At 70.6% G+C, this 22,094-nt stretch carries 16 protein-coding genes; 8 read left to right on the top strand and 8 right to left on the bottom strand.

The window, feature by feature from the left end; translation table 11 throughout:
• Positions 1-135: 135 nt before the first annotated feature.
• A complete protein-coding gene (locus ACFYPC_RS01125; protein WP_388668691.1) occupies positions 136-831 on the bottom strand; it encodes a hypothetical protein in 696 nt (231 codons plus the stop codon).
• Between the two features lie 212 nt (positions 832-1,043).
• Entirely contained in the window at positions 1,044-1,622 is a 579-nt protein-coding gene (locus ACFYPC_RS01120; RefSeq protein WP_388668688.1) for a hypothetical protein, read from the bottom strand.
• A gap of 249 nt (positions 1,623-1,871) precedes the next feature.
• Here ACFYPC_RS01120 and ACFYPC_RS01115 point away from each other — a divergent pair, with 249 nt between their 5' ends.
• The 4 genes from ACFYPC_RS01115 to ACFYPC_RS01100 all read left to right on the top strand — a co-directional run bounded on the left by ACFYPC_RS01115 (position 1,872) and on the right by ACFYPC_RS01100 (position 5,857).
• Positions 1,872-2,957, top strand: coding sequence for a WD40/YVTN/BNR-like repeat-containing protein (locus tag ACFYPC_RS01115; RefSeq protein ID WP_388668685.1), 1,086 nt, complete (start codon positions 1,872-1,874; stop codon positions 2,955-2,957).
• A gap of 175 nt (positions 2,958-3,132) precedes the next feature.
• On the top strand, positions 3,133-3,810 hold the full coding sequence (locus tag ACFYPC_RS01110; protein ID WP_388668683.1) for a uracil-DNA glycosylase: 678 nt from the start codon (positions 3,133-3,135) through the stop codon (positions 3,808-3,810).
• 53 nt (positions 3,811-3,863) lie between these two features.
• On the top strand, positions 3,864-4,838 hold the full coding sequence (locus ACFYPC_RS01105; protein WP_388668680.1) for an N-acetylglucosamine kinase: 975 nt from the start codon (positions 3,864-3,866) through the stop codon (positions 4,836-4,838).
• 95 nt (positions 4,839-4,933) lie between these two features.
• Positions 4,934-5,857: a sirohydrochlorin chelatase gene (locus ACFYPC_RS01100; RefSeq protein WP_388668677.1), complete on the top strand. Its 924-nt coding sequence runs from the start codon at positions 4,934-4,936 to the stop codon at positions 5,855-5,857.
• Positions 5,858-5,935: 78 nt separating this feature from the next.
• Here the strand turns inward: ACFYPC_RS01100 and ACFYPC_RS01095 are convergent, their stop codons facing one another.
• The 3 genes from ACFYPC_RS01095 to ACFYPC_RS01085 all read right to left on the bottom strand — a co-directional run bounded on the left by ACFYPC_RS01095 (position 5,936) and on the right by ACFYPC_RS01085 (position 10,260).
• Positions 5,936-6,982: a lactonase family protein gene (locus tag ACFYPC_RS01095; RefSeq protein WP_388668674.1), complete on the bottom strand. Its 1,047-nt coding sequence runs from the start codon at positions 6,980-6,982 to the stop codon at positions 5,936-5,938.
• 60 nt (positions 6,983-7,042) lie between these two features.
• Positions 7,043-8,251, bottom strand: coding sequence for a nitric oxide synthase oxygenase (locus ACFYPC_RS01090; RefSeq protein WP_388669978.1), 1,209 nt, complete (start codon positions 8,249-8,251; stop codon positions 7,043-7,045).
• A 506-nt stretch (positions 8,252-8,757) separates the two neighbouring features.
• Positions 8,758-10,260, bottom strand: a complete 1,503-nt coding sequence (locus ACFYPC_RS01085; RefSeq protein ID WP_388669975.1) for an FUSC family protein — start codon at positions 10,258-10,260, stop codon at positions 8,758-8,760.
• 434 nt (positions 10,261-10,694) lie between these two features.
• On the opposite strand from ACFYPC_RS01085, the gene ACFYPC_RS01080 reads away from it, so the two are divergent.
• Complete coding sequence (locus tag ACFYPC_RS01080) at positions 10,695-11,276, top strand: Dps family protein (RefSeq protein WP_388668671.1); 582 nt, start codon at positions 10,695-10,697, stop codon at positions 11,274-11,276.
• 189 nt (positions 11,277-11,465) lie between these two features.
• Here the strand turns inward: ACFYPC_RS01080 and ACFYPC_RS01075 are convergent, their stop codons facing one another.
• Together ACFYPC_RS01075 and ACFYPC_RS01070 are read right to left on the bottom strand one after the other, a co-directional pair.
• A complete protein-coding gene (locus ACFYPC_RS01075; protein WP_388668668.1) occupies positions 11,466-12,401 on the bottom strand; it encodes an anti-sigma factor RsbA family regulatory protein in 936 nt (311 codons plus the stop codon).
• Positions 12,398-12,760, bottom strand: a complete 363-nt coding sequence (locus ACFYPC_RS01070) for an STAS domain-containing protein (protein ID WP_388668666.1) — start codon at positions 12,758-12,760, stop codon at positions 12,398-12,400. The genes ACFYPC_RS01075 and ACFYPC_RS01070 overlap by 4 nt, the downstream gene beginning before the upstream one ends.
• A gap of 274 nt (positions 12,761-13,034) precedes the next feature.
• On the opposite strand from ACFYPC_RS01070, the gene ACFYPC_RS01065 reads away from it, so the two are divergent.
• From ACFYPC_RS01065 to ACFYPC_RS01055, 3 genes are all read left to right on the top strand, one after another.
• Positions 13,035-13,871, top strand: a complete 837-nt coding sequence (locus ACFYPC_RS01065; protein WP_388669972.1) for an RNA polymerase sigma factor SigF — start codon at positions 13,035-13,037, stop codon at positions 13,869-13,871.
• 532 nt (positions 13,872-14,403) lie between these two features.
• Positions 14,404-18,681 (top strand): HAMP domain-containing protein, encoded by a 4,278-nt coding sequence (locus ACFYPC_RS01060; RefSeq protein ID WP_388668663.1) that lies wholly within the window; start codon positions 14,404-14,406, stop codon positions 18,679-18,681.
• 157 nt (positions 18,682-18,838) lie between these two features.
• A complete protein-coding gene (locus tag ACFYPC_RS01055) occupies positions 18,839-21,193 on the top strand; it encodes a SpoIIE family protein phosphatase (RefSeq protein ID WP_388669969.1) in 2,355 nt (784 codons plus the stop codon).
• 21 nt (positions 21,194-21,214) lie between these two features.
• Here ACFYPC_RS01055 and ACFYPC_RS01050 read toward each other — a convergent pair whose 3' ends face one another.
• Positions 21,215-21,919: a GAF and ANTAR domain-containing protein gene (locus tag ACFYPC_RS01050; RefSeq protein ID WP_388668660.1), complete on the bottom strand. Its 705-nt coding sequence runs from the start codon at positions 21,917-21,919 to the stop codon at positions 21,215-21,217.
• Between the last annotated feature and the right edge of the window lie 175 nt (positions 21,920-22,094).

The raw sequence follows: 22,094 nt of genomic DNA, 5'->3' as shown, positions 1-22,094 counted from the left end.
TTCTCGGGTCATCCGCGATCCGGACCGGCGCGCGCCAGGCGCGACGGACCCGGTATGGGGTGAGGCCGTACGACCACAGGAAGTACGACCGAGACCCGAGGCACGCGACAGCGCCGCCTCGGGGAACCGGCTGCCTCAGACGACAGCGGTGCCCGTCGGCGGGCCCCGAGAAGTGATCGCGTGAACGAGAAGGAGACGGGCGGGCGCCCGGTCCGAGGAAGCCCGGACCGCGCCCACGCGCGGCCGGTGCGGCGGCGTGGGCAGGGCGTGCAGCAGCCGCAGCGGTGCGGCCAGCCGGCCGGCCAGGGCTCGCAGGATGCGGAAGGCGGCGCGTTCGCCGTACCCGAGCCACAGGCCGCACAGCAGCGCGGCCACCAGGTGAGCGGCGAGCATGGCGAACCCGGACGTGCCGCCCATGCCATGGCCCATGTGCGCCATGGGGTCCGCGGGCATGTTCCCCATGTCCATGGGGTTCATGGAGTCAATGGGCATGGAACCCATGGACCCCATGTCGTGCCCCATGGCGGCCGAACCTGAAGCGGTGCCCAAAAAAGTAACCGGCGTCACCGACTCCCCGGCCGACTGTACGAGCGAGAAGGCCGAGTGGAGTGCGCCCTGGGTGACCACCACCACGGTCATGACGAGTGGAAGCCCGCGTTCACGGCGGGCCAGGCACCAGCCCAGGCCGCCCGTCAACACGGCCGCCGCAGCCACCGCCCACCAGGGCACCGCGGAACCGGACATCAACACGTGCCCCAGTGCGGCGAGCAGCACACAGACGGCCGCGAACATCGCGGCCCGCACCGTGCGAGAACACCACCCAGCAATCATGACGGGCTCATCCTTGCATCCGGAGCTCGTGCCTCATGGTGCAGTACGGGAATCACCCCCGATCCATCTCACCACGGTCCGGGTGATCCGGAACACACCACCGGCCTGGAACCCGACGGGCGTTGGGCCCGACGTCTCGTTGGGACCGACGTCTGGTGGAGAGACGCCCCGCGACGGCCCCACCCCCTCCGGTGAACCCGCCGCCTCGTCGGTCAACCCGTCTTCCGCCCCCAGATCGGCCCGAACCGCTGCCACTCCTCGTCCCACTGGTCCATGCGCCGCCTTTCCAGGCGGCCGCGGACGAGCCGCCCGCAGACCCAGGGCACGGCCGCGACGCCCAGGCCTGTCAGGACCCCCACCATGGAGGCCCGCAGCTGGGCCTGGGACGCGGTGGCGGGCCTGGTGACGAGGCGGCCCTCGGGGTCTGTCCAGACGGTGACCGGGGTGCCCTCGGTGGTACCTGCCCGCACCCGCGCCTGACCGGTACGGGCGGAGCCGTCCGGCGCGGTCCAGCGGACCTTCACCCAGACCCGGTCGGCGCCGCTTTCCATGAGGACCGACTCGGTCGCGTCCGCGATGAGCAGTGCCGGAACCGAGTGCCACTCGGCGCGCTGCCGGGCCAGGCTGTGTTCCACGGACTGTGCCGCCGCCAGGCCGGTGAACAGCCCGCCGAACACGGTGAGCGCCCAGGCGACGAGTACGACCCAGGCCTCCAGAGCGTCACTGCGCCGCCGCAGCGGATTGCGCCGCCATCGCCACAGCCACACCTTCGGAACACGGAATGCCGCCATGACCGGCCATCCTCCTCACGACCGCACGGACACGCCACACCCCCCTCCCCTACGCGACCGGTCCGCGCGTTGCTCACGCCCACTGAGTCGACTCGTCCGTCTCCGGACCTCGCCCCTTCCGTCCATCCCCGGCGGGGATTGTCGCAGATCCGCAGTGACCTGCGGAAACACCAAGTCCAGAGGTGACTGTCAGTGCTGGGGTGCAGACTGGCCCGTACCTGAGACAACGACGTCACGGAGGTGGTCGGCATGACCGACGTACTGCTCACCGTGGGCACCCGCAAGGGGCTCTTCATCGGCCGACGGCGCGCCGGCGCCTGGGAGTTCGACGAGAGCCCGTACTTCAACGCGCAGGCCGTGTACTCGGTCTCGATCGACACCCGGGGCGAGACACCCCGGCTGCTGGCCGGAGGGGACAGTGCGCACTGGGGCCCGTCCGTCTTCCACTCCGACGACCTGGGCCGCACCTGGGCGGAGCCGGCGCAGCCCGCCGTCAAGTTCCCCAAAGACACCGGGGCTTCACTCGAGCGGGTGTGGCAGCTGCACCCGGCCGCGGCGGAGCGGGACGTGGTGTACGCGGGCACGGAGCCGGCCGCGCTGTACCGCTCGGAGGACCGCGGTGAGTCCTTCGAGCTCGTGCGTCCGCTGTGGGAGCACCCCACGCGCTCGCAGTGGGTGCCGGGAGGTGGTGGGGAGGGGCTGCACACCATCCTCACCGACAAGCGCGACCCGCTCGCCGTGACGGTCGCCGTCTCCACGGCCGGGGTCTTCCGCACGGACGACGGCGGCGCGAGCTGGACGCCGTCCAACTCCGGGGTCTCCGCGGTGTTCCTGCCCGATCCGAACCCGGAGTTCGGCCAGTGCGTGCACAAGATCGCACAGGACTCGGTGACCCCGGACCGCCTGTATCTGCAGAACCACTGGGGTGTGTACCGCAGCGACGACGCGGGCGGACGGTGGACCGACATCGGCGAGGGCCTGCCCTCCACCTTCGGGTTCGCCGCGGCCACGCATCCGCACCGCGGTGACACGGCGTACGTCTTCCCGATCACCGCGGACGCGGACCGCGTCCCGGCGGAGCACCGATGTCGGGTCTTCCGCACGGCCGACGCGGGCAAGAGCTGGGAGCCGCTGGCGGCCGGCCTCCCGGCGGAGGACCACTACGGGACGGTGCTGCGCGACGCCCTGTGCACGGACACCGCGGACCCGGCGGGCGTGTACTTCGGCAATCGCAACGGCGAGGTGTACGCGTCCGCCGACGACGGGGACAGCTGGCAGCAGTTGGCCTCGCATCTGCCGGATGTCCTCTGTGTACGTGCCGCGGTCCTCGACTGAGACTCCGAAGGCCCCGCACCCGCATGAAGGCACGCACCACGGCCAGGGCGCTCAGTCCCGTCCCGCTCACAACCCCGCCCGGGAGGCGCCTTGTTCGACAGCTGACCGGTCATCCTCGGTCGCGCTCCGGCCATCGGTTGATCTCCGCCGCATGTACGGCAGTAGGGTGACGCCCGTGGCACCACGACCGTTGCATGAAATCGTCGAACCGGGCTGGGCGAAGGCCCTGGAACCGGTGGCCGGACAGATCGCCGGGATGGGGAACTTCCTGCGTGCGGAGATCGCCGCGGGACGCACCTATCTCCCGGCGGGGGCCAATGTCCTACGGGCCTTCCAGCAGCCCTTCGACGAGGTGCGCGTCCTCATCGTCGGACAGGATCCCTACCCGACGCCGGGGCACGCGGTGGGTCTCTCCTTCTCGGTCGCACCCGAGGTGCGTCCGCTGCCGGGCAGCCTGATCAACATCTTCCGGGAGCTCAACACCGACCTGGGCCTGCCCCAGCCGTCCAACGGCGACCTCACGCCCTGGACGCGGCAGGGCGTGCTGTTGCTCAACAGGGCGCTCACGACTGCCCCGCGCAGTCCCGCGGCGCACCGCGGCAAGGGCTGGGAGGAGGTCACCGAGCAGGCGATACGCGCGCTGGCCGGGCGAGGTCGGCCGCTGGTGTCGATCCTGTGGGGCCGCGACGCCCGCAATCTGCGCCCGCTCCTCGGTGAACTCCCCTCGGTGGAATCCGCCCACCCCTCCCCCATGTCCGCGGACCGCGGCTTCTTCGGCTCCCGGCCCTTCAGCCGGGCGAACGACCTGCTGGCCGGGCAGGGCGCCGACCCGGTGGACTGGCGCCTGCCGTGACCCGCGCGGGCCCGCGGTCCGGTGTGCTGGCGGTGGACTCGGGAGGTTCGGGAGTGCGCGCGGCACTCGCCGTGGGCGGGCAGGTGCACGGGGTTCCGCTGACGTCGAATGAACCGGTGCGCACCGGTCCGCGCGGTATCGATGCCGGTCATCTGCTGGAGCAGCTGGTGCCGATGGCCCGGCAGTTGATGGCCGCCGCCGCGGTCGAGGAACTCGGCGCGGTCGCCGTCGGTGCCGCGGGCCTGGCCACACTGGGAGACGAGCTGCGCGCCGAACTGCCGGCGGCCCTGGAGCGTGAACTCGGCGTGCCGCGGCTCGCGCTGGCCGCCGACGCGGTGGCCGCGTACGTGGGCGCGCTCGGCCGGCGGACGGGTGCGGTCGTCGCCGCCGGCACGGGCATGATCGCGGTCGGCACTGACCTGAAGAGCTGGCGCAGGGCCGACGGCTGGGGCCATCTGCTCGGCGACTGCGGCGGCGGGGCCTGGATCGGCCGCGCCGGTCTCGACGCGGCCATGCGGTCCTTCGACGGGCGTCGTGGCGGATCGGCGGTGCTGCGGGCGCGCGCCGAGGAGATGTTCGGTCCGCTACCGGGCCTGCCGGGCGCGCTGTATCCGCGGACCGACCGGCCCGCCGTGCTCGCCGCCTTCGCACCCGAAGTAGCGGCCTGTGCCGAGAGCGACCAGGTAGCGGCGGACATTCTGCGCGCGGCGGCGCGGAGCATCGCCGAGTCTGCGGCCGCCGTGTGCCCGCGCGCGGGAGAGCCCCGGGTCGCCCTCACCGGTGGCCTGTTCAAGATGGGCGCCCCCCTCCTCCTACCCCTGGGAGAGGAGCTCGCGGAGCACCTGCCGCACGCCCGGCAGGTACCGGCCGCGGGTGACCCGCTGCACGGGGCCGTCCTCATCGCCGTCGACCTGGCGAACGACGAACTCGTCCTCCCCCGGGACCGCCGGATGTTGTACGTGGTGGCCGAAGAGGCGGAGAGGGCGGAGAGGGCGGAGAGACCCTCTCGCCATAGTGATCACTTCTGATCCGTACGTAACTCATCAGACAAAAGCGGACGGATACCGCTCACCTGCACCCTCCCCGAACAAGGGAACCCAGGAAACCAGTAACATTCGGCGCCATGAGCTCCCCCACTGGGCCCGCGTCCGGCCTGCCAGTACGAATGCCGCGACCCCGCCAGCCCGGGCGGCACCGCCGTCCGGAAACCCTGGTGGCTCCCGAGGGCGCGCCCGCGCTCGTCCTCGCGGTACCGGGCACCCCCAGCGCGGCCATACGCAGCCTCACCGAGGAGGTCGTGAGCATCGCGCGCTCCGAGCTCCCCGGTCTCGACGCCCGGATCGGGTACCTCGACGGCGACGACGCCGAGTTCCCCACCCTGCAGTCCGTGCTGGTCCGCGCCTCCGAGGAACGCACCGCCCGCGTCGAGCAGTCCCGTGCCGCCGGTAATGACGTGACCGAGCCCGACGGGCCCGTGGCCGTCGTGGTGCCCCTGCTCGCCGGGCCGGACAACGCACTGCTGCGCCGGATCCGCCAGGCCGTCATGGACAGCCGCGTCGCGGCGGATCTGGCCGACGTGCTCGGCCCGCACCCGCTGCTCGCCGAGGGGCTGCACGTGCGCCTGTCCGAGGCGGGTCTGGCCCGCGCCGACCGTGCCCGGCTGTTCACCGTGGCGACGGCCGCGGACGGCATCATCCTGGCCTCCGTGGGCGGCGAGGAGGCCGTGCAGGCGGCCGGGATCACCGGCATGCTGCTGGCCGCGCGGCTCGCGGTGCCGGTGATGGCGGCGGCGCTCGACGAGGAGGGCTCCATCGCGGCCATCGCCGAGCAGCTGCGCGACGCCGGCGCCCAGCAGTTGGCCCTCGCGCCGTATCTGATCGGTCCCGAGCTCGACGCGGGTCTGCTCGACGCGGCTGCCAAGGAGGCGGGCTGCGCCGCCGCCGAGGCGCTCGGCCCGTACCCGGCCATCGGCAAGCTGGCGCTGGCCAAGTACACGACGGCGCTGGGCATCGCCCCGCAGCAGCCGCAGGGGGCGCCGGTGCGCTGAGGCCGGCACCGCGGAGTACAGCGAAAGGGCCCGCTCTCATGGCAGGAGCGGGCCCTTCGCGTGCGTACGGCGACGACGTCAGCCGAAGATCACGCAGGATGCCGCGGGAGCGTCGACCTTGCCGCCCCGCCTCGGTACGCCGGTGTCGGCATCGAGAGCGAACCAGGTCACGTCGCCGGAGCGCTCGTTGGCGGCGTACAGAAAGCGCCCTGCGGGATCGAGGGCCAGCGCGCGGGGCCATGTGCCGCCGCAGGGCACCGTGGCGACCAGCCGCAGCCCCTCGCCCACCGCGTCGGGCGCGAGTACGGAGACCACGTCCTGGCCGCGCGTGGCGGTCCAGACGAAGCGGCCGTCGGGCGACACGACGATGCCCGACGGGTACGCGTCGCCGTCCGGTACGCCGGGCAGCACCGGCGTCTCGCCGACGGGCCGCAGCGCACCTGCGACGGCGTCCCAGCGGCAGACGGTGACGGTGGGGGCGAGTTCGTTGAGGACGTACGCGTGCTCGCCGCGCGGGTGGAAGGCCAGGTGACGGGGTCCGGATCCGGGGCGCAGCGCTGTCTCGCGGTGCAGCGTGAGCTTCCCGTCGTCCAGCGTGCACACCCGCACGGAGTCCGTGCCGAGGTCGATGCTCACCGCCCAGCGGCCGCTCGGGTCGGGCTGCACCTGGTGGGCGTGCGGGCCGTGCTGGCGCGGGGTGTGCGGGCCGGAGCCGGTGTGCTGGAGCACGCTGGAGGCGGCGCCCGCGAGTCCTCCGTCGGCGCGGACGGGCACGGCGGAGACGCTGCCTGAGCCGTAGTTGGCGGTCAGGACGTGTCCGGCGAAGACGCTGAGATGCGTCGGGCCGCTGCCGCCGACGCTCACGAACTCCCCCGTGAGCTCCGGCTTGTCGCCGGTCACCCGATAGGCGGCCACCGCGCCCTCGGCCGTCTCGCTGACCGCGTACAGCATGTCCCGGGCGGGTGACAGGGCGAGGTACGACGGGTCGGGGACTCCGTCCACCGCGCTCAGGACGGTCAGCGCGCCGCTGACCGGGTCCACGGTCGCGGTGAGGACGCCGAGACCTCCCGCCGCCGTGAACGAGCCGATGAACGCCCGTTGTTGCCGCCTGACGCCGTCTACCACTGGGGTCCCCTCTCGCTCCCGCGCTGTCGGAGGCGACGGTAGCAGTCCATGATCCGAGGTCTAGACCAGGATCGCGCCGCGGGCGCGTTCATGTGCCTCCGGGTGGTGGACGTAGGCGGGGCGCCGCTCGACCACCTCGTAGGTCCGGTGGAAGACGGGGGTGGCGCTGCCCGAGATGGGTGGCACGATCCAGGACCAGTCCGCGCCGACCCGGCGGCCCTTGCGTTCCTCGCGGCCGAGGTGGGTGAGGAAGCGCCGGGATTCGGTGTGGTGGTCGGTGACCGTCACGCCCGCGCGGTCGAAGGAGTGCAGGACGGAGCGGTTGAGTTCGACGAGCGCGCGGTCCTTCCACAGGGAGCGGTCGGTGCGGGTGTCGAGGCCGAGGCGCTCGGCGATGTGCGGCAGGAGGTCGTAGCGATCGGTGTCGGCGAGGTTGCGGGCGCCGATCTCGGTGCCCATGTACCAGCCGTTGAAGGGTGCGGCCGGGTAGCAGATGCCGCCGATCTCCAGGCACATGTTGGCGAGCGCGGGCACCGCGTGCCAGCGCAGTCCGAGCGCGTGCCACCAGGGGTACTCGGGGTGTGCGAGTTCCACTTCGAGCACCGCGTCCTCGGGCAGTGCGAACCAGCGGGGCTTGTCCTCGGCACCCTGGACCACCAGCGGCAGTACGTCGAAGGGGGTGCCCGGGCCGCCGGGCCAGCCGAGCCGCCGGGCGAGGGCCGTGAGCCCCGCGTTGCGCGGATCGCCGGTCACGGCGCCGTCCGGGCCGGCGTAACCCGCGTACCGGATGAGCTGTTCGTTCCAGATCCGCGGACCCGGGCGGCCGGGTTCGTCGGGGGCGAAGACCGTGATGAGCGCGCGGATCCGGCCGTCGCGGGTCGCCTCCCGGAGGTGGTCCGCAGCTGCCTCGGCAACGTCTTGGGTGTCCCGCACGTCCCGGCGGTCGTGTACGCGCAGGCAGTGCCAGTAGAGCCGTCCGATGCACCGGTTGGCATTGCGCCAGGCGACGCGCGCGCCGAAGACGAGTTCCTCGGTGGTGTGACGGTACGTCCCCCTCTCCGCGATCTCCGTGTGCGCGGCGGCGATCCGCCGGGCCGGGTCCCCGAGGCCTTCCTCGGCGTGGTGGAGGGTGAGGAACTCGGCGGCGGCGCGCTGGAGTTCGTACGGGGCGAGCGGGTGGCCGGCGGGGAGGCGCGTGGCCGGGCCGGCGACGTGGTCGGGGGCCGGGGTGTCCTCGACGGGACCACCGGTCGCCGGCGGCTCCCGCAGGGCTGTCACCGGGGCGGATCGGCCCGTCGGCCAGGGGCAGGTACCGGCGTCGGCCTGGACGTACTGTGCGCCCGGATCGGCGTCTTTGTCCTGACGGGGGCCCGGTGCCGAGTCCTCGGCTCCACTTCGGTCCGCTCCCTGTCCCTCTCGGCCGCCCGCGGTTCGTTCCAGCCACCCGCCCTGTTCCGCGGCCCACGTCACCGGGAGCCCCGAGGTCCCTTCGTCGGTGAAACGCTCCCCATGTCCGGATCCGTGCAGGAAATTGCGCATGGTGCCACCGCCAAGGGCTTCGGCCCGCGGACCGCTCCCGCACGGTCCGCGGGCTCCGTGCGTCTGATAGCCGCGGAATTACCCGGCCAGGGGGCTGATCCACCCTCTACCTGTCCGAAAAGTGCCCCATTCCGGGGTTCGGTGTCCATGCCCCGACGTCAGGCGCTGATGAGTCGGGAGACGGACGGGCGGTCCCACGGTCGACCGTGGGGGTGGCAGTCGCCGTGAGCGGTTCTTCAGGCGCCGGCCAACGGGGAGTACCGGGAACTACGCAGCGGCACCGCGAGTTCGGCGAGCGCGCGCTCCAGGCCCTGCAGGTGGGCGAGTGCGGGCTCGGTGGCAGCGAGGTGCGGCAGGGTTTCGGTGGCTACGGTCGCACCGCGACGCCCGCTCTCGCTCACCGTCAGGGCCTCCACGACCGTCTTGACGCGACTGCAGGCCTCGGCGAGGCGGGCGTCGTGACCCGCGTCCGGGTCGGCGGCGACGGCCACCAGGCCGCGCACTTCGCGCGCACAGCCGTCCAGCAGCGTGATGACCTGGCCGGCCCGTGCCTTACGGGCGCGGAACGGATTGAGCGGATGCACCAGGGGAGCGAGCGCCATCCGAACACGGGCGAGCAGTACTTCGAGTTCTGCCGCGTGCGGTGCGGGGTCTGCTGTCCGCGAGCCCGCGAGGCGGGCGGCGGCTTCGGCGGTCGCCGCGTGAACACAGTGCAGCGCGCGCTGGATCCACGCGTCGTTCGTGGCGTGGGTGGTGACCGGCAACACCAGAATCACGGCGACCGCCGCTCCCACCGCGCCGATGGCCGTCTCCTCCAGACGCAGGACGAGAAGGCTCAGGTCCAGGACTCCCAGCAGGCCGTAGAGCAAGCCCGCCATCACCGTCACCGCCAGCACCATCAAGCTGTACGAGACGGCGGCCGTGTAGAAGATCGCGAAGACGCAGACCGCGACCAGGACGGCGGTGGGTACCGGCGCCCCGTGCAGCGGGACGGCGATCAGAACGCCGACGACAATACCCACGACCGTGCCCAGGACCCGGCGGAATCCGCGGACCAGGGTCTCGCCGCGCGAAACCGTGTTGACGAAGATCCACCAGACGGTGCCGACCGCCCAGTACCAGCGCTCCTCGGACAGGGCCTGCCCGAGTACCAGGGCGAAGGCGCAGGCCGCCGTGGCCTGGAAGGCCTGCCGGGTGGAGGGGCGAGCCAGTCCGGTGCCGGGCAGCGGCCGGGGCGCGGGCACAGGAGGAGCCGCACCGCGCTCCAGGGGCCAGAGAACGAAGCGTACGAGACCTGCGGCGCCCAGGGCCAGGCCCACAGCGGCGTAGAGCTCGGGCAGTTGCTCCGGGACGGCGTGCAGGAACTGCGTGATGAAGAAGTTCATGAACGCGAAGATCCCGAGGGCATGTCCCCGGGGACCCCAGCGACGGACGTACACCCCGCCGAAGACCACCAGCAGGAAGGCCCCGTCCCGCGCCGGGGGCACACCGTGCAGCAGGGTCGCCAGCGCCAGTACGGGGAATCCGGCGACCGGAAGCAGAGCAGTGGTCACCCGCTGAGCGCGCACTGTCGCGTCGGCGACTGTGAAGAGGGCGAGCAGGGCAGCAAGTCCGCCGGTGATGGAAGCCGTCAGGGACAGCCCGGCGAATTCCGCAAGGGCGACGGCGAAGCCGATGCCGATGACGGCACGGCAGGAGTTCCGCAGCCGGACCTGTCCCGGATCCGGAGCCACGAGCATTGTCTTCACGGCGTTCCGCCCGCCCCCTTCGACTGCCTCTCGCCGGAGCGCGGGCGCCCCGGGTGGCGGGGAACTCCCGAACACGACGAAGCGCCGCGGTCCGGTACGGCCTCGTCGCCGTCCGGCGCTGCGCGGCGCCGATTGTGCATGGATACCGCACAGATAAGCATCCGGAGGCACAACGGCTCAAGTCGTGCTCGAATGACTGGACCATTGGCTCACCCCAGGAGAGCGACGGCGGTCAAACAGCCGACCAACGGACCATCGCGGTGGCCGATGACCGCAGACACTCTTCGGTGTGTAACTCGGAAGGACCGGGGCACTTGAGGTCTCGGAGACTGATACCGATGCTTCCCGCACTTCCGGTTCCTCCGGCTTTCCGCGGGCGGTACGGCAGTCGGTTCGAGAATTCCTGCCGGGAAGGACAAGAATTGATGTCGAAGTCCGCATCCCCCAAATACACGGTCCCCGGGCTCAGTACGCACGAGGGCGGAGTGATCATTGATCTGCTCCGTATGCGCCTGCACGCGCTCAACGACCTTTCTCTCACTCTGAAGCACGTTCACTGGAATGTCGTGGGCCCGCATTTCATCGCCGTGCACGAAATGCTCGATCCTCAGGTGGACCGGGTGCGCGAAATGGCCGACGCCACCGCCGAACGCATCTCCGCCCTCGGCGGGGTACCGGAAGGCACACCGGGCGTTCTCGTCACCGAGCGGACGTGGGACGACTACGGCGTGGGGCGGGCCGACGCCATCGCCCACCTGGGCGCCCTCGACCTCGTCTACACCGGCATCATCGAGGGCCACCGCGCGGCGATGACCGAGATCGGCAAGAGCGACGCGGTGACGGAGGATCTCATCATCGAACAGCTCCGCTCTCTGGAGCAGTTCCAGTGGTTCGTGCGCGCTCACCTCGAGAGCTCTGGCGGAACCCTGGCCACGGCGCGCACTCACACCGAGCGCCAGGCTGCCAAGGCCGGCAAAAAGGCCGCCAAGCCGACCAGCACGCGCTAGCGGCGGCGCACCGCCCACGCGTTGGCATCCAGACGGTGGTGGCAGACATCGGCGAAGCAGACGGTGGTGGGTCAGTAATCCGCGAAGGCCCGGTCCCCTTTCGGCGATTTTCAGGGGTCCGGGCCTTCGCGTGCGCACCGTACGCACCGCGTCCGCCCGCCAGCCAGCCAATCAGTCAGGCGGCACGGATCACTTGCAGGGGATGTAGCTGCGGACTGTCGTGCCGCTCTCGCCGGTGTGTACCCGGACGAGGTCGGAGAGGAAGTGGACGAGGAACAGGCCGCGGCCGCCGAGTTGTTCGGGGCGCACCGGGTAGCGGCCGGCGAGCGGGTCGGCCAGGTGTCCGTCGTCCTGCACCTCGCAGACTATCTGGTCGCTCTCCGCCCAGATCCGCAGTGTTCCCGAACCGCCCCCGTGCACGACGCTGTTGGTCGTCAGCTCCGCGACGACCAGCGCCAGATCCTGTAGACGGGCGCGGCTCATTCCCCGCTCCCGTGCCTCGTGCAGCGCGAAGTCGCGGGAGGTCGGCAGGTCGTCCGTGTCGAAGTGGACGGTCGCCGCTCCCGGCGGGTGGCGCAAGGTCTCGTTGCAGCGGTCGAGCACCGGGTCCGGCGCGTAGGCGGTGCTGGCCCGCTCCCGGCCCCCGTCGATGACCACGGGATGCGTGGCGTGCGCGTCGGCGATCACGTCGGCGGAGAGAGCCCGCGCGTCGTAGGGACACAGGATCGTCACGTCGCGCCCTTGGAAGGCCAGGTTGATCAGCGCCTCGTGCTGGACGCAGGCGGGGTACTCCACCTCGGTGCGGCCTGGCCAGATCGGCTCCCCGATGATGCGGACGCGGCTGTCGGTCCGGGCGTCGGCGAACGACCGCAGGACCGACGGGATGATGCGGCCGGGGTTCCGCCCGGCCTGGGTCATGTCGACGAAGTGCACGGCGGTGGCCGCCGCACCGAGTTCGGCTCGGATCAACTCCAGCCGCGGGACGGGCGCGGCCACGGCGACCGGCTCGGCGGCGGCCATGCCCTCCAGGAGGAACGACACCGTCCCGTCCACGTACTCCTGGTCACTGCGGTAGAACAGCGCGGGGTGGACGAAAGGCTCTGTCCGGGTGGCCGAATTCGTCATGCCGCCACCTCGATCATCCGGAGTTCCGGCCAGAACAGCTCGAGGATTCGCGGGAGTTCGGGCGGTGGCCGTTCCAGGACCAGACGCCGTCTCTCGTTCAGGCCCCGCGCGGTGCGGGCGAGTTCGGAGGCACCGGCGACATCGACGAACGTGATCGCGGACAACTCCAGAAAGCAGACGTGCTCACACTGGCCGGACACCTGCTCCAGGGCCTGCCGCCAGACGGGGCGTGTGGATGGGCTGATCTCGCCCACGAGCCGGATTCCGGGGCGTTCCGCGAGTTCGTACAGCCGGAGCACAGCTCCGCCGCACTCGGACGGGGAAGCGCTCGCCGGGTCCCCTTCATCGCCGTACGTCATGTCCACCCCGCGTCCCGGAACCCCGCCGTACGCCATGGCGGCCCCGGCTCTCAGGGCCCAGGATACCGGGCCGCTCCGGACCCCCGACGGGTTCGCCGAAGGGCCGGACCGCGCCGCGACGGGCAATCCGAAGATTGTCGGCGGTCCGGTGGTGTGGTCTCTGCCAACCGGGGCATGCGAGCTGTGTCAACGATGCCTTCGAGGATTTGGGGTGGGCGACATGGCAGCCGTGACGGTGCTGGAGACGACGGCCACGGCACACCGGACGGTCGAAATGGGCGAGGTGGGCGGCGAGTTGACGCTTCCGTTCATCGAGGACCCGTCGAAGGTCAAGCCGAAGGACGCGCGTGAACTCTCCCGCCAGTTCTTCGACCGGCTCGCCGCACTCGAAGAGGGCACGCACGAGTACCAGTACGCGCGCAACACCCTGATCGAGATGAATCTCTCCCTGGTCCGCTACGCCGCCTCCCGCTTCCGCAGCCGCGGCGACTCCATGGAGGACATCGTCCAGGTGGGCACGATCGGTCTGATCAAGGCCATCGACCGCTTCGAACTCACCCGGGAGGTCGAGTTCACGTCCTTCGCCGTCCCCTACATCGTCGGCGAGATCAAGCGCTTCTTCCGCGACACCAGCTGGGCGGTGCACGTACCCCGCCGTCTGCAGGAGGCCCGCGTCGAGCTCGCCAAGGCCACGGAAGAGCTGCAGACGCGGCTGGACCGGATGCCCACCACCCGCGAGCTGGCCGATCTGATGTCCCTGCCCGAGGAAGATGTCATCGAGGCCCGCAAGGCGGCGAACGCCTACACCTCCACTTCCCTCGACGCCGCCCTCACCAGTAACGGCGTGGGAGAGGGCGAAAGCGCTCTGGCCGACTTCATCGGCGAGGAGGACCCCTTCCTCCAGCTGGTCGAGGACTTCAACTCACTGGCTCCGCTGGTAGCCGAACTCGACGACCGCGAGCGACTGATCGTTCACCTGCGCTTCGTCGAAGAGCGCACCCAGGCACAGATCGGCGAAGAGCTCGGCATTTCCCAGATGCACGTGTCCCGGCTGATCACCCGCATCATCAAGCGTCTTCGCACAGGGCTGCTGGACCCGGCCGTCGCCTGAGTCCGCGCCTTCGCACAGGGCTCCTGGATCCGGCGGTCGCGTGAGTCCGCGCCTTCGCGCAGGGCTCCTGGATCCGGCGGTCGCGTGAGTCCGCGCCTTCGCGCAGGGCTCCTGGACCCGGCCGTCGCCCGGCTCCACGCCTTCCAAGGCTCCGATCCCGCCACCCGGCGGTCACCCCTGCGCACAGTGACCCCGGGACGGCGGGATCTTTGCGTGCAGCCCCGTCGGCAGCGGAGCACCTCAGGGCCCCCGACAGCACGGGAGCACCTCGCGCCCGGGCAGACCGAGAGGGTCCTGTGTATCCCCATCTCGCGTTGTTATGCCTCGTTTCCCGAAACTTTTTTGGCCACGCGGGAGTTCCGGCCACCACTTTGTTCATCGCATGATTTCTGGGTTAGCCTGCGGCGTATTTTCTCAGCGGGCGCATCCGTGATTCTGCGGGAATGCTGCGGACTACACATAGACCGTGCGTGAGTCCGGCGTGGTTCCGAGTCCCACCCCGGGGCTCCTGGGGAGCGGAACGAGGGTAAGCATGACCGTGACAGCGACCGGGCCTTCGAGTCGAACACCTGGCGAGCAAGAACTCCGTCAGTTGCTGGCGGGCCTGACCGCCGTGCGCGACGGGGACTTCGGCACACGTCTGCCGGACGATGCCGGTGGTCTCCTCGGCGACATCGCCACCGTGTTCAACGGGATGGTCGACCAGTTGTCCGTGTTCACCTCCGAAGTGACCCGCGTGGCACGTGAGGTCGGCACCGAGGGCACCTTGGGCGGGCAGGCGGAGGTCCCCGGTGTCTCCGGGACCTGGGCAGATCTGACCGACTCCGTCAACGCCATGGCCGGCAACCTCACCACTCAGGTCCGTGACATCGCGCAGGTGGCCACCGCCGTCGCCAAGGGGGACCTCTCCCAGAAGATCGACGTTCCCGCCCGTGGCGAGATCCTGCAGCTCAAAGAGACCGTCAACACGATGGTCGACCAGCTCTCCGCCTTCGCCGACGAAGTCACCCGCGTCGCCCGCGAGGTCGGCAGCGAAGGGCGCCTCGGCGGACAGGCCCAGGTGCCCGGCGTCGGCGGTGTCTGGCGTGACCTCACCGACTCCGTGAACCTCATGGCGGGCAATCTCACCGCCCAGGTCCGCAACGTGGCACAGGTGACCACCGCCGTCGCCAAGGGGGACCTCTCCCAGAAAATCACCGTCGACGCCCGCGGCGAAATCCTCGAACTCAAGAACACCATCAACACGATGGTCGACCAACTCTCCGCCTTCGCCGACGAAGTCACCCGCGTCGCCCGCGAAGTCGGAACCGACGGACGCCTCGGCGGACAGGCCGACGTGAAGGGCGTCAAGGGCACCTGGCGCGACCTCACCGACTCGGTGAACTTCATGGCGGGCAACCTCACCGCCCAGGTGCGCTCCATCGCCCAGGTGGCCACCGCCGTCGCCAAGGGGGACCTCTCCCAGAAGATCACCGTCGACGCCCGCGGCGAAATCCTCGAACTCAAGGACACCATCAACACGATGGTCGACCAGCTCTCCGCCTTCGCCGACGAAGTCACCCGCGTCGCCCGCGAAGTCGGCACCGCGGGAAATCTGGGCGGGCAGGCCACCGTACGAGGTGTCTCGGGCACCTGGAAGGACCTCACCGACAACGTCAACGTGATGGCGTCGAACCTGACCGGGCAGGTCCGCTCCATCGCCCAGGTGGCGACGGCCGTCGCCAAGGGAGACCTCTCCCAGAAGATCACGGTCGAGGCGAAGGGCGAGGTCGCGGCGCTCGCGGACGTCATCAACACGATGGTCGACACGCTGTCCGCCTTCGCCGACGAGGTGACCCGCGTGGCCCGCGAGGTCGGCACCGAGGGCCGGCTCGGCGGACAGGCGCACGTGCCCAACGTGGCCGGCACCTGGAAGGACCTCACCGACAACGTCAACTCGATGGCCAACAACCTCACCGGCCAGGTCCGCAACATCGCCCTGGTGACCACGGCGGTGGCCAAGGGAGACCTCTCCAAGAAGATCGACGTGGACGCCCGCGGCGAGATCCTGGAGCTCAAGACGACCATCAACACGATGGTCGACCAGCTCTCCGCCTTCGCCGCCGAGGTCACCCGGGTGGCACGGGAGGTCGGCAGCGAGGGCCGGCTCGGCGGACAGGCCGAGGTGGAGGGCGTTTCCGGTACGTGGAAGCGCCTCACGGAGAACGTGAACGAACTGGCGGGCAACCTGACCCGCCAGGTGCGGGCGATCGCCGAGGTGGCCAGCGCAGTGGCCGAGGGAGACCTGACCCGCTCGATCACCGTCGAGGCGTCGGGCGAGGTCTCCGAGCTCAAGGACAACATCAACTCCATGGTCGAGTCCCTGCGCGAGACCACGCGGGCCAACCATGAGCAGGACTGGCTCAAGACCAATCTGGCCCGTGTCTCCGGGCTGATGCAGGGCTACCGCGACCTCGACATCGTGGCCGACCTGATCATGGACGAGCTCACCCCGCTGGTCGCCGCGCAGTACGGCGCCTTCTACCTCGCGGAGGAGACCGCGCACCGGACGGAACTCCGGCTCGTCGGGTCCTACGGCTATCCGGACGACACCGGCCGGCCCGCCCGCATCCCGATGGGCCGCTCGCTCGTCGGCCAGGCCGCCCGCAACCGCCGCGCCATCACGGTGGACGAGCTGCCGCCGGGATACGTGACGATCTCCTCGGGACTCGGGCAGACCGCGCCGACGGCTCTGGTGGTACTGCCCATCGTGGTCGAGGAACAGGTGCTCGGCGTGATCGAACTCGCCTCGGTCACGCGCTTCACCCCGGTCCACCAGACCTTCCTGGAACAGCTGATGGAGACCATCGGTGTCAACGTCAGCACCATCGTGGCCAATGCCCGCACCGACGAACTCCTTGGCGAGTCCCAGCGGCTGACGGCCGAACTGCAGGCCCGCTCCGAGGAGTTGCAGGTCCAGCAGGACGAACTGCAGCGTTCCAACGCCGAGCTGGAGGACAAGGCCTCGCTCCTGGTCACCCAGAACCGGGACATCGAGGCCAAGAACCTGCAGATCGAACAGGCCCGGCAGGAACTCGAAGCACGCGCCCAGCAGCTCTCGCTGGCCTCGAAGTACAAGTCCGAGTTCCTGGCGAACATGAGCCATGAGCTGCGGACCCCGCTCAACAGCCTGCTCATCCTGGCCCAGTTGCTGGCCCAGAACCCCTCGCGCAATCTCACGCCGAAGCAGGTCGAGTACGCGGGGATCATCCACTCCGCGGGCTCGGACCTGCTCCAGCTGATCAACGACATCCTCGATCTGTCGAAGGTCGAGGCCGGCAAGATGGACCTCTCCCCCGAACAGGTCTCGCTGCGCCGCCTGTTGGAGTACGTCGAGGCCACCTTCCGTCCCATGACCTCGCAGAAGAGCCTGGACTTCACGATCACCACCGCGCCGGGCGCACCCGACAACCTGCTCACCGACGACTCCAGGCTGCGTCAGGTGCTGCGCAACCTGCTGTCGAACGCGGTCAAGTTCACCGAGCAGGGGCGCGTGGAGCTGCGTATCGAGCCGGCGACCGGAGCCGAGATCCCGCAGGGGGTGCTGCACGCCGGCACCGTCATCGCCTTCCGGGTGAAGGACACCGGTATCGGCATTCCGGAACAGCAACTCGAGACGATCTTCGGGGCGTTCCAGCAGGCCGACGGCACCACGAGCCGCAAGTACGGCGGCACCGGTCTCGGTCTGTCCATCACCCGGGAGATCGCCCATCTGCTCGGTGGCCAGGTCACCGTGGACAGCACCCCCGGCCAGGGCAGCACCTTCACCCTCTTCCTGCCTGTGGCCCGTCCCGACTTCGAGGAGCTGCTGAGCGGCGGCCGGCAACCGGACTCCGCGCCGCGCGAGGACGCCGCCGACGTGGTGAAGGCGGGCAATCCGGCACAGGGCACGGCCGGACCGCCCCGGCAGAACCGGCGTCGGCTACTGGTCGTCGAGGAGCGGCCACGCGGTCTGCTCACCCTCGTCGCCGAGAGCGCGGTCGGGGATCTCACCCGCAGTCGTGACGACAGCGACGCCCGGGAGACGATCGACGTCGTCACGGTGGTGGGCGCGCAGGAGGCGGCGAGCGCGCTGGCCGCCGGCGCGTGCCACTGCGTGGTCCTCGAACTCGGCATGGCGGACGGGGAGGCGGCCGGTTTCCTGGAGGCCGTCGAGGGCGACCCGGCCCTGGCGAACGTCCCCGTGCTCGTCCACAACGGCAGCCGCGTGGACCTCGCCCAGGAGCAGGACCTGCAGTCCCGGTCCGGTCCCCGGACCCTGGAGTTCCTCTCCAGCCTGGACGAGTTGCGCGAGCGCATCGCCCTGCATCTCTCCGCCGAGGAACCGGGGGACGTGCTCCCGCTGGTCCGCGCCGAGAAGCCGCAGCCCCAGGACCCGACGGTCGTCGGCGACGCCTTCCACGGCACCACCGTGCTCGTGGTCGACGACGACGCCCGCAACCTCTTCGCTCTCAGCGGCATCCTGGAGCTGCACGGATTCCAGGTGCTGCACGCGGAGAACGGCAGGAAGGGCATCGAGACCCTGCTCAGCCGTCCCGAGATCGCGGTGGTCCTGATGGACGTGATGATGCCGGAGATGGACGGGTACACGGCCACGGCGGAGATCCGCAAGATGCCTCAGTACGCCGACCTGCCGATCATCGCGGTCACCGCGAAGGCGATGCCCGGCGACCGGGAGAAGAGTCTTCTGTCGGGCGCGAGCGACTATGTGACCAAGCCGGTCGACACCGACGACCTCATCGCCTGCGTCCGGCGCTGGCTGAGCATGTGACACCGCTCGGCGCCCGCCGGCCCGAGCAGCCGGCCGGGCGCCTTCCCCACACCCCTCTTCTCCCCCGCCCACGCGGACGTCCCAGCCGAGGAGCAACCGCACCGTGAGCACTCCCGAACAGCCCCCGGGCACCCGGACGGCCGAACCGACGGACGGCCTGACCGACGTCGCGTCGACGTCCATGGTGGGCAGACTGGCCGCCACGGTGGACCGGTTGCGTCGCGAGGTGCAGGCCGCTCAGGCCGAGGCCGACGGCCGCGCTCTCATCGAGCTCGCCAAGGGCATCCTGATCGAGCGTCTGGGCTGCGGACCCGCGCAGGCCGCCCGACAGCTCACCGAGCTGACCGAGCAGGGCAACGTGGGCATGCTCGAACTCGCCGTCGACGTCATCAACCAGGCGGCGCGCGACCGGCTGTCCGAGGTGACCAGAACGTTCCTCGCCGCCACGACCGGCTCCGACGACGCCCAGGGCACCTCCTCCTCGGCGGTACGGCTGCGGGAGGCGGAGAGCGGTGTGCTGGCCGCCGACGACACCCAGTCGGTGGCCGACTCCCTGCTCCAGCACGCCCTGGCCCCCCTCGGCGCGGTGGCCGTGGCCATCTGGGCGGTCGGCGCCGACGGCTGTCTCACCCTGGCGGGCAGCGCGGGGTTCTCCGTGGCGGAGGCGGAGCGCTGGCGCTCTGTGCCGCCCGGCGTGGCGACAGTGGCGCGCCGGGCCCTGTCCGGTCGTACGACACAGTGGACCGCGTCACTCGCCGAGGCCGGCCAGCCGACCATCGGGCGCACCCACTTCCCGTACGGCGGGAGGGTGGCAGCCCCGGCCGGTGTCGGCGGCCGCATCCACGGCGTCCTCGAAATCGCCTGGCCGTCCCCTCTGGAGAGGCAGTCACCCCAGGTCGTCCGCCAGGTCGAGGCGCTGGCCGAGTTGTGCGCCCACACGTTGGAGAGCGGCCCTCTCCTGAGCGAGCGTCAAAGCGCCAACGGCCCGTACGTCACGCCCGGTGTCGCGGAACTGATCGATCTGATCGACGGACTGCACGATCCCGCGCTGCTCCTCGAACCCCACCTCGACGACGGCGGGCAGCTGGTGGACTTCCGGATCCGCCATGTGAACAGCCGTTTCCTCGACCCGGCCGGCCGGCCCCGCGGTGTCGTCAACGGTGCGCTGCTGCTGGAGGCCTATCCGTTGGCCGCCGGGGAGAGCGAGCTCTTCCAGCACATCGAGCGGGTCTACGCCACGGGTGAGCCGTTCCGGGCCCACCGGATGGACCTCACGGCACTGGTCGACCAGGTACCGCTGCCGAGCGTGGCGGACATCAGCCTCAGTCGGCACGGCGACAGCGTGCTGCTCCTGTGGCGTATCGAGGACGAGGCCGCGCGGCTCGCGAGTCTGCTTCAGCACGCCCAGCGGCTCGGCAGGATCGGCGGCTTCGAGGAGAACCTGCTCACCGGCGAAATCACCTGGAACGGCACGCTGTTCAGTCTGTACGGGCGCTCCGCCTCCGACACGCCCGTGCCGCTCGAGGACCTGCCCGCGCACGCACACCCCGACGACGCCGTGGCGATCGGCCGTTTTCTGCGTACCCTTCTGCACCACCGGCGGCCGGCCACGGCGGCGTTCCGGCTCCAGCGCCCGGGCGGGGTGACCCGGCATCTGCGGGTGGTGGCCGAGCCCGTGCTCGACGCCGAGAACCGGCTGCTCGTCGTACGAGGGGCCTGTCAGGACATCTCGGCCCAGCACTGGACGGAGGTCGCGCTCGCGGCGACGCGTGACCAACTCGCCCACAGCGAGCAGCAGGCGCACGAACGCAACCGGCTGACCCTGCAGCTGCAACACGCGATCATGCCTCCGGCCCAGGCCCCGCTGCAGGCACCGGGGCTCCAGGTGGCCGTCCGCTACCGTCCGGCGGAGACCGAACAACTGGTGGGCGGCGACTGGTACGACGCCGTTGTCCTGCCCTCCCGGCGGGTGCTCCTGTGTGTCGGCGACGTGGCCGGTCACGGGATCGAGGCGGCGACCAGCATGGTGGTCCTGCGGAACGCGCTGCGCGGACTCGCCGTGACGGGTGCGGGGCCCGGCCAGTTGCTGTCGTGGCTCAACATCGTGGCGCACCATCTGACGGGTTCCATCACGGCCACTGCGGTCTGCGGCCTCTACGACCCGGCCCGGCGCACCCTGCGGTGGGCCAGGGCCGGTCACCTGCCGCCTGTCCTGGTCCGTGACACGGAAGCGAACCCGCTGCCCCTCCTCAAGGGGATTCTGCTCGGTGCCGTGCCCGAGGCCACGTACGAGGAGGGCGAGATTCAACTGGCGGTCGAGGACACCCTGTTGATGTACACGGACGGGCTGGTCGAGCGGCGTGACCGGTCGGTCGAGGAGTCGATGGCCCAGCTGCTGACCAGCGCGCGCACGGTGCGCAGCACGCTGGACCACCAACTGGACCGGCTCCTCACCTACAGCAGGTCGGACACCGACGACGACACATGCATCGTCGGGATCCGGGTGTCGTAGCACCGTGCGCCGAGGGCACGCTCAGTCGGGTCTCTCGCCGGTCCGGCAGATCTGACGCGCTATGTCGCGGAGTTTGATGTTGCGGTCCTGGGAGGCCTTCTTGAGTGCCTTGAAGGCCGTGTCCTCGCTCAGTCCGTGGCGTTCCATGAGGATGCCCATGGCCTCACCGATCTCGTGACGTGTCTCCAGGGCGTGGCTGAGCTGTTGCTGCGTGCGGGCGGCGGAGAACGCCACGGCCGCGTGAGAGGCGAGCACCCAGCCCGCGCGCTGCGCCATGTCGTCGAAGGCGTGCGGCACCCGGGAGTAGAGGTTGAGCGCGCCGAGCGCGTCGTCCTCGGTGAACAGCAGAAACCCCAGGGAGCTCCCCATGCCGAGCTTCCTCAGCTCGGGGGCGAAGCGGGTCCAGCGCTCATGCGGCTCACGCAGATCCTCGATGGTGTAGACCTGCCGGCGGTCGACGACGGCGTCGAAGCAGGGCCCCTCCCGCAGATCCTGCTGAATCCGGTCCGCGGTACGCACGAGGTCACTCGTCGCGGACAGAGCGTGAATCTCTCCGTGACGGACGGTGAGGATGCCGGCCTCGTCGACTCCCTTGATCAGAACCGAGGCGTGCGCCACAATCCGGTCCAGGGTGGCCTGCACCGAGTCCTGGGCCAGCAGATCCCGCGCCATGTCCGCCAAGCCGATGGCGAACGGCTCCCAGACGTCGTCGGGTTCCTGCGCCATGTCCCACCTCCCTACTCGTTGGCAGGTGCTGTACGGGACGGCAGGGGACTGCCGTTCGCCCCGGCGCCGGCACCTTGCCTGCCGCGGGATCCGCTTTCCCTGGTTGGTCAAGGTTCAAGCAGACGGTTTTCGGCAGGACATCCGGGCCGGGCGCCAGAGGGCTTTCGGCGCATGC

This window comes from Streptomyces sp. NPDC005808 (genome assembly GCF_042871385.1).
In the GTDB taxonomy this organism is placed as follows: domain Bacteria; phylum Actinomycetota; class Actinomycetes; order Streptomycetales; family Streptomycetaceae; genus Streptomyces.
Note: the sequence above shows the minus strand (reverse complement) of the source record. Positions and strands in the feature narration are given on the sequence as shown.

Excerpts from the sequence above, each read along its gene's own strand:
- ACFYPC_RS01100 (WP_388668677.1), top strand. The coding sequence starts at position 4,934 with ATGAGCTCCCCCACTGGGCCCGCGTCCGGCCTGCCAGTACGAATGCCG.
- ACFYPC_RS01085 (WP_388669975.1), bottom strand. The coding sequence starts at position 10,260 with ATGCTCGTGGCTCCGGATCCGGGACAGGTCCGGCTGCGGAACTCCTGC.
- ACFYPC_RS01070 (WP_388668666.1), bottom strand. The coding sequence starts at position 12,760 with ATGACGTACGGCGATGAAGGGGACCCGGCGAGCGCTTCCCCGTCCGAG.
- ACFYPC_RS01075 (WP_388668668.1), bottom strand. The coding sequence starts at position 12,401 with ATGACGAATTCGGCCACCCGGACAGAGCCTTTCGTCCACCCCGCGCTG.
- ACFYPC_RS01120 (WP_388668688.1), bottom strand. The coding sequence starts at position 1,622 with ATGGCGGCATTCCGTGTTCCGAAGGTGTGGCTGTGGCGATGGCGGCGC.
- ACFYPC_RS01060 (WP_388668663.1), top strand. The coding sequence starts at position 14,404 with ATGACCGTGACAGCGACCGGGCCTTCGAGTCGAACACCTGGCGAGCAA.
- ACFYPC_RS01065 (WP_388669972.1), top strand. The coding sequence starts at position 13,035 with ATGGGCGAGGTGGGCGGCGAGTTGACGCTTCCGTTCATCGAGGACCCG.
- ACFYPC_RS01080 (WP_388668671.1), top strand. The coding sequence starts at position 10,695 with ATGTCGAAGTCCGCATCCCCCAAATACACGGTCCCCGGGCTCAGTACG.
- ACFYPC_RS01050 (WP_388668660.1), bottom strand. The coding sequence starts at position 21,919 with ATGGCGCAGGAACCCGACGACGTCTGGGAGCCGTTCGCCATCGGCTTG.
- ACFYPC_RS01115 (WP_388668685.1), top strand. The coding sequence starts at position 1,872 with ATGACCGACGTACTGCTCACCGTGGGCACCCGCAAGGGGCTCTTCATC.
- ACFYPC_RS01125 (WP_388668691.1), bottom strand. The coding sequence starts at position 831 with ATGATTGCTGGGTGGTGTTCTCGCACGGTGCGGGCCGCGATGTTCGCG.